Genomic DNA, 14,091 nt, shown 5'->3' on the forward strand with positions numbered 1-14,091 from the left:
GGCGCCTGAAGCGATGCGTGCAAGCCACGCATCGCTGTCGCTGCCAGTGGTTTTCTGCACCGAGGAGGGAGTATGGAAGCCTTATCCGCAACGCTGCGCGGGATCGCCGCGCGTGGGCCGCTGGGCCTGTTCATCGACGGCCAGTGGCGCGCAAGCACCGGCGATCGCCATCTCGATGTGATTGCCCCGCATACCGAAGAGCGCCTGCTGCGCTACACCGAACCATCGCACGCAGATACCGAGGCCGCGGTCGCTGCGGCGCGTGCCGCCTTCGACACCGGCCCCTGGCCGCAGCTGCCGCCTCCCGAGCGCGGGGTGATACTCAAGCGCGTTGCCGACCAACTGCGCGCACGTATGCCGGAGCTGGCCGAAGCCTGGACCGGCCAGGTTGGCGCCACCATCGGTTTCAGCCGTCGCGCCTCGCAGCAGGCACCCGGCCTGTTCGACTACTACGGCGATCTGATCGCCACGCACCCGTTCGTCGAGCCGCGCGCACGCGCCAATGGCGGCCGCGTGCATGTGGTGCAGGAACCGGTCGGCGTGGTTGCGGCGATCACGCCCTGGAATGCGCCGCTGGTCTTGCTCTGTTACAAGGTCGCCGCCGCACTGGCCGCCGGCTGCACGGTGGTGGCCAAGCCCTCGCCGGAGACCCCGATCGATGCGTACATCCTTGCCGAATGCATCAGCGCCGCAGGCGTACCCGATGGCGTGTTCAACCTGTTGCCGGCCGGTCGCGAGGTCGGCGAGCAGCTGATCCGGCACCCGCTTGTCGACAAGGTCAGCTTCACCGGGTCCACCCAGGCCGGGCGACTGATCGGCGTGGCCTGCGCCGAACGCCTGGCGCGGGTCGGGCTGGAGCTGGGCGGCAAATCGGCCGCCATCGTGCTCGAAGACGCCGACCTCTCCAAGGTGCTGCCCAGCCTGGTGCCCTACTCCATGCCGATCACCGGTCAGGTGTGCTTTTCGCTGACCCGTGTGCTGGTGCCTGCGCAACGGCGCGACGAAATCCTGCAGGCGTATTGCGCGGCATTGGGCGCACTCAAGCTCGGCGACCCGTTCGCTGCGGACACCGGCATGGGGCCGCTGGCGCTCGGCCGGCAGCTGGAACGCGTGCAGTCCTATATCGCGCAGGGCAGCGCCGAAGGGGCGCAGTTGGTGATGGGCGGCAACCGCCCGGCGCATTTGCCGCGTGGATTCTTCATCGAGCCGACGGTGTTCGCCAGCGTCACGCCGGACATGACCATCGCACGCGAAGAAATCTTCGGCCCGGTGGTGAGCTTCATCGACTATCACGACGAGGCCGATCTGATCGCCAAGGCCAATGCCAGCGACTACGGCTTGCATGGCACCGTCTATGGCGAGGATGTCGATCGCGCGTATCGCATTGCGCGCCGCGTGCGCAGCGGCAGCCATTCGATCAACGGCATGTGGGTGGATATCGAGATGCCGTTCGGCGGCTTCAAGCAGTCCGGCGTGGGCCGCGAAGGCGGCATCGAAGGCCTGCATGCGTTTCTGGAAACCAAGACCATCTATCTCAGTTGAGGTGTACGTCACCAACGACGCGGCGAGCATGCAGGCGTAGCCGCCATGAAGCGCGCTGCGCACCACGGCACGTCATCTGCAGTGGTGCTTCAGCAACGCGTCCGTGAACGCCTGCTGCGGCGTTGCGCACGCGCCTCAACCTTCCTGCCGTCTCTGCCGCACTCACGCCGGTCACTCCCCCACTTTGCATTCGGAAAGACAGCGCCATGCCCATGCCGACCGACTCGATTTCCTTCCATGCCCGCCTCACACCGCAACGGCTTGCCGCGCGCGATCTGTTGCTGGAGCAGGAATGGACATATGCCGAGCTGGACACCCTGATCGGCCAGCTCGCCGCCTTGCTGCAGACGCGCGGCTGCGTCGACGGCGAACGGCTGGCGGTGCTGGCCCGCAATTCGGTCTGGCAGGTCGCACTGCATTTTGCCTGTGCGCGGGTCGGCGCGATCTATGTACCGCTCAACTGGCGGCTGAGCGCCACCGAGCTAGACGCCTTGCTGCAACGCGCGCAGCCGTATCTGTTACTGGGCGATGACGTCGCGGCCGGACGCGCGCACGTGGACGCCTTGGCCAGCTTCATCGACAGTGCCAAGGCGCTGGCGCCCGCCGAAACGGCGTACATCCCGCCCGAGCGCGTGAGCCTGATCCTGTTTACCTCGGGCACGTCCGGCCAGCCCAAGGGCGTGATGTTGAACGAACAGAATCTGCAGCAGGTGGCGCACAACTTCGGCGTCACCACGCGCGTGGATGGCAACAGCAGCTTCCTGTGCGAGGCGCCGATGTTCCACATCATCGGCCTGGCCACCAATGTGCGGCCGGCGCTGGCGATGGGCGGGTCGATCCAGGTCTCGAGCGGCTTCGAGCCGAAGCGGACATTGAGCTGGCTCGGCGATCCGGCGCTGGGCATCACCCACTATGTCGGCGTGCCGCAGATGATGCAGGCGTTCCGCAGCCAGCCCGGTTTTGATCCGGCAACGCTGCGTCATCTCACCGCGCTGGTCAGCGGCGGCGCGCCGCACGCCGCAGACGACCTGCTGGGCTGGCTGGACGATGGCATCCCCATGGTCTGCGGCTTCGGCATGAGCGAAGCCGGCACGGTGTTCGGCATGTCGGTGGATTGCGACGTGATTCGTCACAAGCTCGGTGCGGCGGGCATTTCATCGCCCGGCGTGCAGACGCGGGTGGTGGACGCCGATGGCAACGACTGCCCGGCGGGCGTCCCAGGCGAATTGTTGTTGCGCGGCCCCAACCTCAGCCCAGGCTACTGGCGCGACCCGCAGGCCACCGCGGAGATGCGCGATGAGCAGGGCTGGTTCCGCACCGGCGATATCGTCCGGCGCGATGACGACGGCTTCTTCTTCGTGGTGGACCGCAAGAAGGACATGTTCATTTCCGGCGGCGAAAACGTGTATCCCGCCGAGATCGAAGCCGTGCTGGCCGATCACCCGGAGATCCGCGAATGCGCCGTGGTCGGCATGGCCGACCCGCAATGGGGCGAAGTGGGCTACCTGGCGATCGTGCCCGCCGCTGAGGCGACGGATCTGGAACAAATCCGCAGCTACCTGATCGAGCGTCTGGCCAAGTACAAGGTTCCCAAACACCTACGCTTGGTCGAGGCGCTGCCACGCACGGCCACCGGCAAGCTGCAGAAGGCGCGATTGAAGGATGCCTTGGCCAAGGAAGCCTGATGGCGTTGGCGGCCGTGCGACGCGTGCGTGCGTGCGCATCGTCGCGCACGCACGCACCCGGCTGGTGTCGGTCACGGCAGTCGATGGCGCTTGATTCGCCCGGCGCAGGATCAGCCGGGCATGGAGCGGGTTTCAACCAACCTTACGCGGCAGCCGAGTCTATTCACGACTGCAGCCGGACAGCGCAATGGTCACCGTACAACGGTCCAAGCACGCGATATGCCGCACTCGTCCCGCGCGGCGAGACACCTCGCACCTGGCACGACGATCATCTGTTACGCAGACGCATCCAGCAGCATGTCGTCCTCGCCAATGTGTTCGTCCACCCACACCGCGCCTTGTTGCGCCATCAGCGCCAGTTGGTGTTCCAGCTCACGCATCAACAACCGCACGCCCGGTTTGAGGATGGCATTGCTGTCGCGATAGATCACACCACCTGCGCGCGCTTGCGAGGGCTGCTGCAGCTGGAAGGCACGCAGTTCGCCACGTGCGATATCGCCAGCCACCATCATGCTTGGCATCACCGCGATGCTGTCGGTGCCGAGCAGGATCTCGCGGGTGAAACTGGCAGAGCTGGACCGCAGTTGATCGCGCGTGGCCAGCCCGTGCTCGCGCATGACCTGCGCCACGTCGCGCTCCACATGCTGACTCAGGGTCGGCAGCACCTGTCGGTACGCGACCGCTTCGGCGACTCGTACCGGGCCATTGGCGAACAACGGATGGTCGCTCCGCGCCACCAGCGCAATCGGATCCTGGTACAGCACCTTGCGGACCAACGCGTCGTAGCGCGCCAGTGGATACAGGCGTCCAACAACCAGATCCACCTCGTTTCCGGCAAGCTTTGGCAGCAATTCATCGGTGCGTCCATGCAGCAGGCGCACACGCAGCGTGGGTTCGGTGCGGTACAAGGCTGCCAGTACTGCCGGCAGCAGGCCGCTCGCCGCCACCGGCAAAGCGCCGACGGTGATGGTGAGCGCATCGTCCTGCAGCAACCCTTCGAACGTATCCTGTGCGCGGCGCAACTGACCCAGCACGACGTGCGCGGTCTGGACCAGCACCTCGCCCATCGCATTGGGGCGCACGCCACGGGAATGGCGCTCGAACAAGGGCGCGCCGACGATCTCTTCGATCTCCTGCAAGGCACGCGTGAGCGCAGGCTGGGTCACGTTCAATACGCGTGAGGCGCGAAGCAGGCTTTTTTGCCGGTCCAGCGCCTCGATGACACGTAGATGCCGGACCTTGATGCGGTGTTCGAAGAACACGGAGGACATGGTCATGGGGGTGGGCCTTACGTTAAGAAGTCGGGTGGAGGCGCCCGGCCAGAGGCCGGGACGCGCAGCTCAGCGTGCCTCGGGCACACGCCGGGTCTGCATGAAGTCTTCGAACGACTCGCCGCGCATGATTGCGTAGACCTGCAGGTTGGTCGTGCGCACCACGCGGGCGAACTTTTCAATCACAAAAAAATTGGCGCCGTACTGCACCAGTCCAAGCCAGTCGCGCGCACGCACCAGCGCTTTCTCGTGTTCGGTGAGTTCGGCTTCCTGCATCAACACTTCCGCATCCTGCAAAAAGCGATCGCGCCATGGGGCGCGGATCATGTGCCAGAAGAAACGATTGAGGCGCAGTGCGCGATTGCTGGTGCGCAGATCGAACAGATAGGTACCGTCGATCTTGTCCATGCCGTCTACTTGCGGATTCATCAGCAGGCCCTCATGCCGCGTTGGCGGTGCGCGCCAACAGCTCTGCCGAGCGCGGTGCGTCGGCGCGTTCTTCGCCCGGCTCGTATAACACCACGGTCATCGCGGTGGTCGTCATCAGGTAGTAGTTCTGATGCAGCTTGCGGATCGGCCCATCCAACGCGCCGCGCATGGCCAGCCACATGATCTGCTCCACGCTCTCGGCACCGCCCAGGCGCACGTAGTCGGTGTGGGTGAGATCGGTCAGCGTTTCCGGCGCGTGCTGGAAGCGGTCCAGAAACTCCATGTCCCAATCGGTGTTGTTGAAGCCGGTGCGCTCGCCATGGATCTGGTGCGATAGCCCACCGGTGCCGACCACCACCACCCTGAGATCTTGCGGATACGACTCGATCGCACGACGCACCGCCTGGCCCAGCCGGTAGCAGCGGCGGGCGGTCGGCAGCGGGTACTGCAGGACGTTGATCGCAATCGGCACCACCGTGCCCGGCCAGTCCGGCACATGCGGCCACAGCAGCGGCAGCGGAGCCGCGCAGCCGTGGTCGATCGGCTTGTCCTGAAACACCGTCAGATCGAATTCGTCGTTGACCAGGCACTCGGCGATATGCGCTTGCAGCTGCACGTCGCCGCGGATCGGAGGCAGATTACGCAGCCCTGCGCCTTCGTCGGCGACCGGAAAGCGCTCGCCGACGCCCAGCGCGAAGGTCGGATACAGATCGAAGAAAAAGGTCGTGCAGTGGTCGTTGTAGAAGAACACCAGCACGTCGGCCCGTTGTTCGGCCAACCACTCAGCCACCGGCGTGTAGCCGTCGAACAACGGCTTCCATACCGGATCCTGTTGCTTGCCCTTGTCGTAAGCCACGCCGATGGTGGGAACGTGCGAGGTTCCGATGCCGCCGATGATGCTAGCCATGCTTTGCTCCTGCGACGCACCGCAGCCAGGAAAGGCAGCACGCACGTCATTGATTGAGTCAGGATCGACGATGCAATGGATCCCAACACGGACGACCAACCACTCCGGATCGCCAAAACGGTATCCTTGGGATCCAAATTGCCATCAAGCGACCTCATCTGCAAGACCTTTATACAAGCAATTGCGAGTTTCCCCCTTTCGAAGGAACGTGCGCTGCGGTACGGCGCGAGAGAATGGAGCCAATGGCGAACAACCATCGATTGCAAGCGGTCCAGCAGCTACGCGAATTGATCCTGTGCGGCACCTTTGCCCCCGGCGAGCGCATTACCGAGGCGGCCCTGGCCGAGCGCCTGGCCATTTCGCGCACGCCCATTCGCCAGGCGCTGCCGGCGTTATGCCAGGAGGGCCTGCTGGTGCAGGTCGGTAACCGTGGCTATGCGGTACGGCGCTTCAGCCAGCAGGAAAGCCTGGATGCCCTGGCGGTGCGCGCGCTGATGGAGGGCATGGCGGCGCGCACGGTGGCCGAACAGGGCGCGTCGGCCACATTGCTCTCCACCCTGCACGATTGTCTGTGCGAAGGCGACCGGCTGTTTGCCAAGCACAGCCTCGATGCCGGCGATGAGCAGACCTACGGTGCGATCAATGCCCGCTTCCATCGCGCCATCGTGGTGGCGGCCAACAAACCGATCCTCACCGAGACGGTGGACCGCTGCACGCTGGTGCCGTTCGTCAGCCCGGTCAACGTGGTGTTCGGTCAGCGCTCTGCCACGCTGGCCTATGACGATCTCTATTACGGGCACCGCCAGCATGGTGCGATCGTCGCGGCTATCGAGCAACGCGATGGCGCGCGTGCGGAATTGCTGTTCCGCGAACATGCCAATACGCAGCGGCACAGCATGGGGCTGTGAGTCTTCGGAATGTACGGTGCCGTGCAGAGGCAATGGCATCGATGCACGTGTAGCGCTCGTCGGTCGTCTCTGCGAGACACGAACACGCAAACGGCAAACCACGGCTTTATTCCACGATGCACGCCGACCACGACAGTCAGCGTGCATGCCAGCTTGCATGCGCTATAGCGAGTGCACGAACATCAGATTGAAGCTGTTGCCGGCCACCGAGTTCTTCACCTTGATCGGCATGTACACGTTGAAATTGAGCACATTCTTTTGGTCCATGCGCCAGGACAGGCCGGGACCCAGATAGACCTGCGTGCGCTTGCTGTCGGGCACACGCTGGTCATTGGTGCGGTTGTCTTTCAACTGCTGCAGGTAGTAGCCGTTCAGACCCACGCGCCACTGCTCGTTGAGTTTGAGCGACGTGGCCAGATTGACCCACACCGCATCGCCGGCCTGTCCATTGCGGAAACGGAACCCGGGAATCGGCGGCACCCCGCCGGCGCGGCTGGTGCGAAAGTTGTACAGGTAATTGATGCGCGCACTGATTTCCCAATCATCGCTGGGTTGCACGGTGAATGCCCAATGCGGCACCACCGACCAGAACCCGGTGCTTTGATTGACCGCCTTGTCGCGGTCGAACTTACCCACCGGCGCAAACGCATCGACTGCGAAACGCTGGAAAAAAAACACCCGCCCATCGCGCATCACCGGCGGCATCTGCAGTGCCGGCCCGAACGAAATGTCGCCCATGCCGAAGCCGTTGCTGCTCAATCGCACCGGGCTGTCAGCGGCAAACGCGGTGTCGTAATTGACCAGCGGCACGATGGCATTGAAGCTCAGCGAGCCGCTTTTCCAGGTGTAGGGCGTCACGTAGATGAGCTGTGTGAGCAACACACTGACATCGACCTGCGGATCGCGAAAGGCAGGCGAATCGTCGCCGCTCGCGTTCTTGATGGCATTCAAGTTGGAGTGACGCAGATATTCGATGACGGTCCAGCCGGGCGTCAGCGAGCCGAAGCCGTCCATGAAACTGGTGCCGCCAAGATTGATCCCTTGTGGAGGTGCGGCTGTTTCCGGCACTGCTTGCGCCAGCGCAGCACTCGGCAATGCGGCAGCGAACAACGCCCCCGCAACCAATGAACACGGCCGGCGTGACAGTGCACGTGACAGGACAGAGCGGCGACGGGCGGGGATGCGAACGCGTTCCACTGGGCGAATCTCCAATGCAAAGGGATAGATGACTGCGAGCGCGACGTGGGGGGGGAGAAAGCGGGACGGCAACGCGCGGCGCGAAACGCGCGCCAGCACCGTGCCTGTGCGGGTGATTGCGGCTCAGCTGCCGATACGCAGCAACAACGTTCCAAGGCGTTGCTTGAACAACCAACGCTCCTGCTCGAAGACCAGTACATCGTCGAAACTGCCAAGCAACGCGGGTGCTTGCGCGCTCCACGGCGGCGGCGACGACGACGTATCGGCGGCGGTGTAGAGCAGCACGTTGCTGTGCGCGTGCGCCAATGTGGGCGATTGAATGCTGACCAGGGTGTTGAGCATCAGATGACACGTGGTGCGCGGCGGGCGCTCGCGAAAGGCCTGCAGAATCGCCGCACGGCCATGCACCGGCGCATCGGGCGCGCTCGGACGCGCAAACACGCCATCGTCAGTGAACAATGCAGCGAGTTGCTCGTGATCGTGGCGATCGTTGTACAGCGCGAACCGGCGGATCAATTGCTCGCAGGCAATGGTGATCGATGCATCGTCGTGCATGCAGCCTCCTTGAAGTCTAGCCAATACCGGTCGGCGCGGTCAGCAACTGCCGCTGTTACGCAGACACTGCGTCACCTGCGCCATCACGCGGCCTGCAACCAATCGCGCAACGCCACCGTCACCGCAGCGGGTGCTTCCACCGGCGCCATATGCCCGCAATCTTCGAATACGGCCAGGCGCGCCTGCGGAATCTGCCGCGCCATGTCTTGATGCCGTGCCAGCGGGCTCCAGGCGTCCTGGCGCCCAACCCCCAGCAAGGTGGGGCAGCGGATCTGCGCAAGCACCGGCGCGGCATCCGGGCGCTCCAGCAACGCGTTGACCTGGCCAGCGAAGCTCTGCGCGGTTTGGCGCTGCACCATCGCGCTGAGGTCTTGCATCAAGCCGGCATCGGCGATGCGTGCGGGGTGCAGCATCGGTGGCAACCACGCCAGCGCCAGCGCATCCATGCCTTGCGTCTGCGCCAGATCCACCAGCGCCTGGCGCTCCTCGCGTTCGCCATCGCGACGCGGCGCAATGCCGGTATCGAGCAGTGCCAGCTGCGTCACGCGCTCGGGCGCCTGACGCATGATCTCCAGCGCAACCCGCCCACCCATCGAATGCCCGGCCAACGCAAACCGTGGCGGTGCGCCCGCCAGCACATGGGCAGCCATCTGCACGATGCTGTCGAACCCGGGGAAATCCAGCACCTGCACATCGGCCAGATCCGCCAGCGCGTCGCGCTGCGGCTGCCAGATGGCGGCGTCGCAGAGCAGGCCGCTGAGCAGCAACAAGGTGGGTCTGGACGTATGCGAAACGGAAGTCATGCCGCGACTGTAGCCACCCCGGCCGCGTGCGTCGTATGGAAGATGCGGCCTACGCTATAATCGTAAAGACATAGATCATCGGCTGTGCCGGCTAGCCAGAGAGCAGGCCGGCAGACGTAAGATTGCTTACGCGCCGCCGGATGCCCGTTGCCACAACACATCGACCAGCGGCGGCAGCCTGCCGGCCAGGCCGAGCACCGATCCACGCAGCAGGGTCAGGTGCATCTCGTCGTTGGAAAACACGTTGTTGATCGCATCGAAACCGTACGCGGCCACGGTATTTTCGCTGCGGCGGGTGCGCGCCCAGCGCTGCAGCCGGTGTGGAGCGGCCCAGTCCGCACGTCTGGCGAGCGCGGCGCGCACTTCCGCGCGCAGTGCAGCGACATCGCGCAGGCCCAGGTTGACGCCCTGCCCCGCCAGCGGATGCACCACATGCGCGGCGTCGCCCAGGGTCAGCACGCGGCCACTGACGTACTGCTCCACCAATTGCCGTTGCAGCGGGAATGCTGTGCGTGCGGAGGCCACACGCACTTCACCCAGGCGCGCGGCAAAGGCCTGGGTCAGCTCGCGCGAAAACGCCGCATCGTCCAGTTCCAGCACACGTTCGGCATCGCTGTCGGGCAACGTCCAGACAATCGAACTACGGCCATCGGCAAACGGCAGGAACGCCAGTGGCCCGGTGGTCAGAAAGCGCTGCCAGGCAGTGGCTTGGTGCGGCTGTTCGGTCTCCACGAAGGCAACCACGCCCCGTTGTGCGTAGGCGTGCCGCGACACCGTCAGGCCGGTCAAATCGCGCAAGGTGGACGACGCGCCATCGGCTGCGATGGCAATGGCCGCTTCCAGCCGGCTGCCATCGTCCAGGCGCAGGCGCACGCTGTCGGCGTCCTGCTCCAGTTCGGCCACGCGCGCCGGGCAATGCACTTCGATCCCGGCGCTGTGCACGGCCGCCCACAGGCGATCGACCAGCAGCGCATGTTCGACGATCCAGCCGAGTTGTTCGCGGCCCAACGTATCGGCGTCAAAGCGCAGCTCGCCGCCACCGCCGGCATCCCAGACCCGCATGCGCCGGTATGGCTGCACGCGCGCGTCGCGCACGGTCTTCCATACGCCCAGGCTGTCCAGCAGCGCGGCGTTGTCGGCGGCGAAGGCATACACACGCAGATCGGGCTGATCGGCATGCCAGCGCGCGGGCTCGCGCCCTTCCACCAGCGCAACGCTCAAACCAGCGTCGGCCAGCGCCAACGCGCAGGCGGCGCCGACCACGCCGCCGCCGACGATCACCGCATCGCGCGTACCGCGGCGGCTCATGCGATGCCCCGGCACAGCTGCGGCACATCGCCACGGAAACCCATCGCCCCGCCGACCAGCATCGATTGCAGCGGCGCGGCCTGCGAGGTGGCGAGCAATCCCAGACTGCGTAGCGGCCGCAGCAGCGGTGCCGGATTGCCGGTCAGCCGCGCCAGCCCGCTGGAGAAGCCGATCGTCTGCTCGCGGTCCACGCGTCGACGCGCCACATAGTCGGCCAGCAGCGCGCCGGCCCCGGCATCGCTGCGATCGTGCTCGATCAGTTCGGCCAGTGTCAGCGCGTCGCGCAATCCCAGATTGAAGCCCTGCGCACCGATGGGGTGCAGCGTCTGCGCCGCGTTGCCGAGCAGCACCACGCGCTCGGCGCTCAGGTCCTTGGCCAGCACCTGCACCAGCGGATAGGCGCTACGTTCGCCGCTGGCGACAAAGCGCCCGGCGCGCCAGCCGGCCGCACGCTGCAGCCGGGCCAGCCAGCCGGCCTCGTCGAGCGCGGCGACCGCCTCGGCCTCGGCGCGCGCCACGCAGTGGATCGCGCCGTAATGGCGGTCGCCCCGCGGTAGCAGCGCGGTCGGCCCATGCTCGCCGAAGCGCTCCCATGCGGTGCCATCCGGCGGCCGGGAGGCGCGCACGCGGGCCACGAACAAGGTCTGCAGGAAATCGTGCGTGTCGGTCTCGATGTGCAGCAGTTCGCGCACCGCGCTGTGCGTGCCATCGGCACCGACCACCAGCTTGGCGCGGATGCGCTGCTCGCCGTCGTCGGTCGCCAGCCGTACCGTGCGCACGCCGTCCTGCACCGGCTCCACGCCGATGCAGCGCGCCGGACGATACCGGCGCAGCCGCGTCAGTTCGTCCAGGCGTGCCTGCAGGGCATCGCCGAAGTCGCGGGCCACCACCACTTGCCCAAAGCAGTCGCGCCCGTAGTCGGCGGCATCCAGTTGCACGCGCCCGAAATCGCCGGCGCGGCTGACATGGATGCGCCGGATCGGCCCGGGCGGGCTGCGCAACTTGGCCATCACGCCCAGCACGCCCAACGCATTGATGGTGGCGGCGGCGAAACTCAGATTGCGTTGGTCGAACACAGCCGGCGGCGTGCCGGCCGAAGTGACTTCCACCAGCCCGACATCCAGGCCGAGGCGGTCCAGCGCAATCGCCAGGCTGGAGCCGACCAGGCCGCCGCCAACGATCAGAACGTCATGTGGGTCTGTCATCCGCACATGATAAGCCCTCGCCTGCAACGCATCGCGAGCCACGGATGGGACACGTTGACGCGTCTGCCGGTCCGCCGCGCCCTGACTACCTCCCCGCCGCCGGGCGCCGCAGACCTGGCGGTGGCGCGGGTGCGCCAGGTTCCACGCTACACTCCCGGACCTGCAATCCGGCTACTTCCGCGCATGACTTCTCGCTCGCACGACACCCTGATTCTGAGCCTGCTCGCCATCCTGATGGCGGCCACGCGGATCAATCACTTCGCGCCGGTCCCGGACGCGTCCTGGGCGGTGTTCTTCATCGGCGGGTTTCATCTGGCCGCGCGCAGCAAACTGGCGTTCCCGCTGCTGATGGGCCTGGCGGTCGCGGTGGACTGGCTGGTCATCACCCAGCAGGGCATGAGCTTCTGGCAGCACTACTGCGTGTCGCCGGCGTACTGGTGCCTGATCCCGGCCTATTTCGCGCTGTGGGCCGGTGGGGTGTGGCTGCGCCGGACCTATCACGGCGCACAATGGAGCGCGCTGGCCCGGCTGGTACCCGCGCTGCTGATCGCCGTGGCGGTGTGCCAATTGATCGCCCAGGGCAGCTTCTACTGGATCAGCGCCAGCGTGGCCGAGCCGACCCTGGCCGGCTGGTTCAAGAATTACACCGACTGGCTGGGCCCCTATCTGCGCAGCGCCGCGCTCTATGTTGCGGCGGCAGCGCTGATCCAGGTCGCCACCGAGCGCCTGACCACCGCGCACGGCCAGACCCAGGCCGGCTGAGATGGGCAACCGGCTTTCACGTATCTATACGCGCACCGGCGACGACGGCAGCACCGGGTTGGGCGATGGCAGCCGGACCGGCAAGGACGCCTTGCGCGTCAACGCCTACGGCACCGTGGACGAGGCCAATTCGGCCATCGGCGTGCTGTTGGCTGCGCCCGGCGTGCCCACCGCGATCGCCGAGCTGCTGACCACCGTGCAGCACCAGCTGTTCGACCTGGGCGGCGAGCTCTGCATCCCCGGCCATGCTGCGATCGAGGCGGCCGATATCCAGGCGCTGGAGCGCCACCTGGACCACTTCAACGACAGCCTGCCGCCGCTGCAGGAATTCATCCTGCCGGCCGGTGGCGAAGCGGCCGCGCGCTGCCACCTGGCCCGAACCATCGTGCGCCGGGCCGAGCGCGAGACTGTCGCACTGTCGCGCCAGGAAGCGGTACGCAGCGAGGCGATCGGCTATCTGAACCGGCTGTCCGACCTGCTGTTCGTGCTGGCACGCGTGCTGGCGCGCGTGGATGGCCAGCAGGAAGTGCTCTGGCGGCACGACCGCCGGCGCGCTTGACCATGCGCCTGGCTCGGCGGAGAGGCTAGATTTGCCCCATGTTGGTCTTTACCCACCCCGCCTGCCTCGGTCACGACGCCGGCCCTGAGCATCCCGAGAGCCCCGCCCGCCTGGAAGCGGTGGTGCAGGCCTTGCGCAACGCGTTCCCGGATATGGACTGGCGCGAGGCGCCGCTGGCCAAACTCGGCGACCTGTGCCGCGTGCACGAGCGCGCACAGGTGGACGCGGTGCTGGAAACTGCCTTCGAAGGCCATCACCGCCTCGACGTGGACACCGTGATGTCGCCCGGCTCGCGGGCGGCGGCATTGCGCGCAGCCGGTGCCGGCATCGCCGCGGTCGACGCGGTGATGCAGGACCTCAGCCGCACCGCCTTCTGCGCCGTGCGTCCGCCCGGCCACCATGCTACCGGCCAGGTGTCGATGGGCTTTTGCCTGTTCAACAATATCGCCGTGGCCGCCGCCCACGCCCGCGACCGGCATGGGCTGGAACGGATCACCATCGTGGATTTCGACGTCCACCACGGCAACGGGACGCAGGCGATTTTCGAGCGCGACCCCTGCGTGCAGTATCTGAGCACCCATCAGTCCGGGCTGTATCCGCACTCGGGCAGCGTCCACGAGCGTGGCATCGGCAACATCCACAATCTGCTATTGCCGCCGGGCAGCGACGGGCTGCGCTTCCGCAATGTGTGGGAGGACGAGATGCTGCCGCTGATCGATGCGTTTCGCCCGCAGCTGATCCTGATTTCCGCCGGCTTCGATGCGCATCTGCGCGATCCGCTGGCCGACCTGATGCTCGACGAGGACGATTTCGCCTGGCTGACCGGCGCCCTGCGCGCCCTGGCCGAGCGGCATGCGCGCGGACGGATGGTGTCCATGCTGGAAGGCGGTTACGACCTGCAGGCGCTACGCGAAAGCAGCGTGGCGCACGTGGCTGCACTCCGTTGAGCCACTCCGGCGC

Annotated in this window: 14 protein-coding genes; 6 read left to right on the top strand and 8 right to left on the bottom strand. The window is 66.2% G+C overall.

The features are described from left to right. The first annotated feature begins 72 nt into the window (after positions 1 to 72). Both GGR62_RS07485 and GGR62_RS07490 read left to right on the top strand, forming a co-directional pair. Entirely contained in the window at positions 73 to 1,542 is a 1,470-nt protein-coding gene (locus tag GGR62_RS07485; protein ID WP_184407290.1) for an aldehyde dehydrogenase, read from the top strand. A gap of 206 nt (positions 1,543 to 1,748) precedes the next feature. Continuing rightward, positions 1,749 to 3,227, top strand: coding sequence for an AMP-binding protein (locus tag GGR62_RS07490; RefSeq protein WP_184407291.1), 1,479 nt, complete (start codon positions 1,749 to 1,751; stop codon positions 3,225 to 3,227). A gap of 275 nt (positions 3,228 to 3,502) precedes the next feature. On the opposite strand, the gene GGR62_RS07495 is transcribed toward GGR62_RS07490, so the two are convergent. The 3 genes from GGR62_RS07495 to GGR62_RS07505 all read right to left on the bottom strand — a co-directional run bounded on the left by GGR62_RS07495 (position 3,503) and on the right by GGR62_RS07505 (position 5,834). Then, positions 3,503 to 4,504, bottom strand: a complete 1,002-nt coding sequence (locus GGR62_RS07495) for a LysR substrate-binding domain-containing protein (protein WP_184407292.1) — start codon at positions 4,502 to 4,504, stop codon at positions 3,503 to 3,505. 63 nt (positions 4,505 to 4,567) lie between these two features. Further along, positions 4,568 to 4,927: a protocatechuate 3,4-dioxygenase gene (locus GGR62_RS07500; protein ID WP_184407293.1), complete on the bottom strand. Its 360-nt coding sequence runs from the start codon at positions 4,925 to 4,927 to the stop codon at positions 4,568 to 4,570. Between the two features lie 10 nt (positions 4,928 to 4,937). Then, positions 4,938 to 5,834, bottom strand: a complete 897-nt coding sequence (locus GGR62_RS07505) for a gallate dioxygenase (protein WP_184407294.1) — start codon at positions 5,832 to 5,834, stop codon at positions 4,938 to 4,940. A 233-nt stretch (positions 5,835 to 6,067) separates the two neighbouring features. Between GGR62_RS07505 and GGR62_RS07510 the strand changes: the two genes are divergently transcribed. Then, complete coding sequence (locus GGR62_RS07510) at positions 6,068 to 6,742, top strand: GntR family transcriptional regulator (protein ID WP_184407295.1); 675 nt, start codon at positions 6,068 to 6,070, stop codon at positions 6,740 to 6,742. A gap of 162 nt (positions 6,743 to 6,904) precedes the next feature. Here the strand turns inward: GGR62_RS07510 and GGR62_RS07515 are convergent, their stop codons facing one another. The 5 genes from GGR62_RS07515 to ubiH all read right to left on the bottom strand — a co-directional run bounded on the left by GGR62_RS07515 (position 6,905) and on the right by ubiH (position 11,810). Beyond that, a complete protein-coding gene (locus tag GGR62_RS07515) occupies positions 6,905 to 7,939 on the bottom strand; it encodes a transporter (RefSeq protein ID WP_184407296.1) in 1,035 nt (344 codons plus the stop codon). Between the two features lie 123 nt (positions 7,940 to 8,062). Beyond that, the gene (locus tag GGR62_RS07520; RefSeq protein WP_184407297.1) at positions 8,063 to 8,494 is read right to left on the bottom strand and encodes a nuclear transport factor 2 family protein; all 432 of its coding nucleotides are present in this window, start codon (positions 8,492 to 8,494) and stop codon (positions 8,063 to 8,065) included. 83 nt (positions 8,495 to 8,577) lie between these two features. Further along, positions 8,578 to 9,297 carry an alpha/beta fold hydrolase gene (locus tag GGR62_RS07525; protein ID WP_184407298.1) on the bottom strand — a complete coding sequence of 240 codons (720 nt, stop codon included), beginning with the start codon at positions 9,295 to 9,297 and terminating at the stop codon, positions 8,578 to 8,580. A 126-nt stretch (positions 9,298 to 9,423) separates the two neighbouring features. Beyond that, positions 9,424 to 10,605, bottom strand: coding sequence for a UbiH/UbiF family hydroxylase (locus GGR62_RS07530; RefSeq protein ID WP_184407299.1), 1,182 nt, complete (start codon positions 10,603 to 10,605; stop codon positions 9,424 to 9,426). Continuing rightward, entirely contained in the window at positions 10,602 to 11,810 is a 1,209-nt protein-coding gene (ubiH, locus tag GGR62_RS07535; RefSeq protein ID WP_184407300.1) for a 2-octaprenyl-6-methoxyphenyl hydroxylase, read from the bottom strand. Before ubiH ends, GGR62_RS07530 begins: the two co-directional genes overlap by 4 nt. Before the next feature lie 183 nt (positions 11,811 to 11,993). Here ubiH and GGR62_RS07540 point away from each other — a divergent pair, with 183 nt between their 5' ends. From GGR62_RS07540 to GGR62_RS07550, 3 genes are read left to right on the top strand one after another with little or no spacing between them, the layout of a single operon-like run. Further along, positions 11,994 to 12,572: a hypothetical protein gene (locus GGR62_RS07540; RefSeq protein WP_184407301.1), complete on the top strand. Its 579-nt coding sequence runs from the start codon at positions 11,994 to 11,996 to the stop codon at positions 12,570 to 12,572. Between the two features lies 1 nt (position 12,573). Further along, positions 12,574 to 13,131: a cob(I)yrinic acid a,c-diamide adenosyltransferase gene (locus tag GGR62_RS07545; protein WP_184407302.1), complete on the top strand. Its 558-nt coding sequence runs from the start codon at positions 12,574 to 12,576 to the stop codon at positions 13,129 to 13,131. 38 nt (positions 13,132 to 13,169) lie between these two features. Beyond that, the gene (locus tag GGR62_RS07550) at positions 13,170 to 14,078 is read left to right on the top strand and encodes a histone deacetylase family protein (protein WP_184407303.1); all 909 of its coding nucleotides are present in this window, start codon (positions 13,170 to 13,172) and stop codon (positions 14,076 to 14,078) included. The last annotated feature ends 13 nt before the right edge of the window (positions 14,079 to 14,091 follow it).

The sequence above is a fragment of the Xanthomonas sp. 3075 genome (genome assembly GCF_014197275.1).
In the GTDB taxonomy this organism is placed as follows: domain Bacteria; phylum Pseudomonadota; class Gammaproteobacteria; order Xanthomonadales; family Xanthomonadaceae; genus Xanthomonas; species Xanthomonas campestris_B.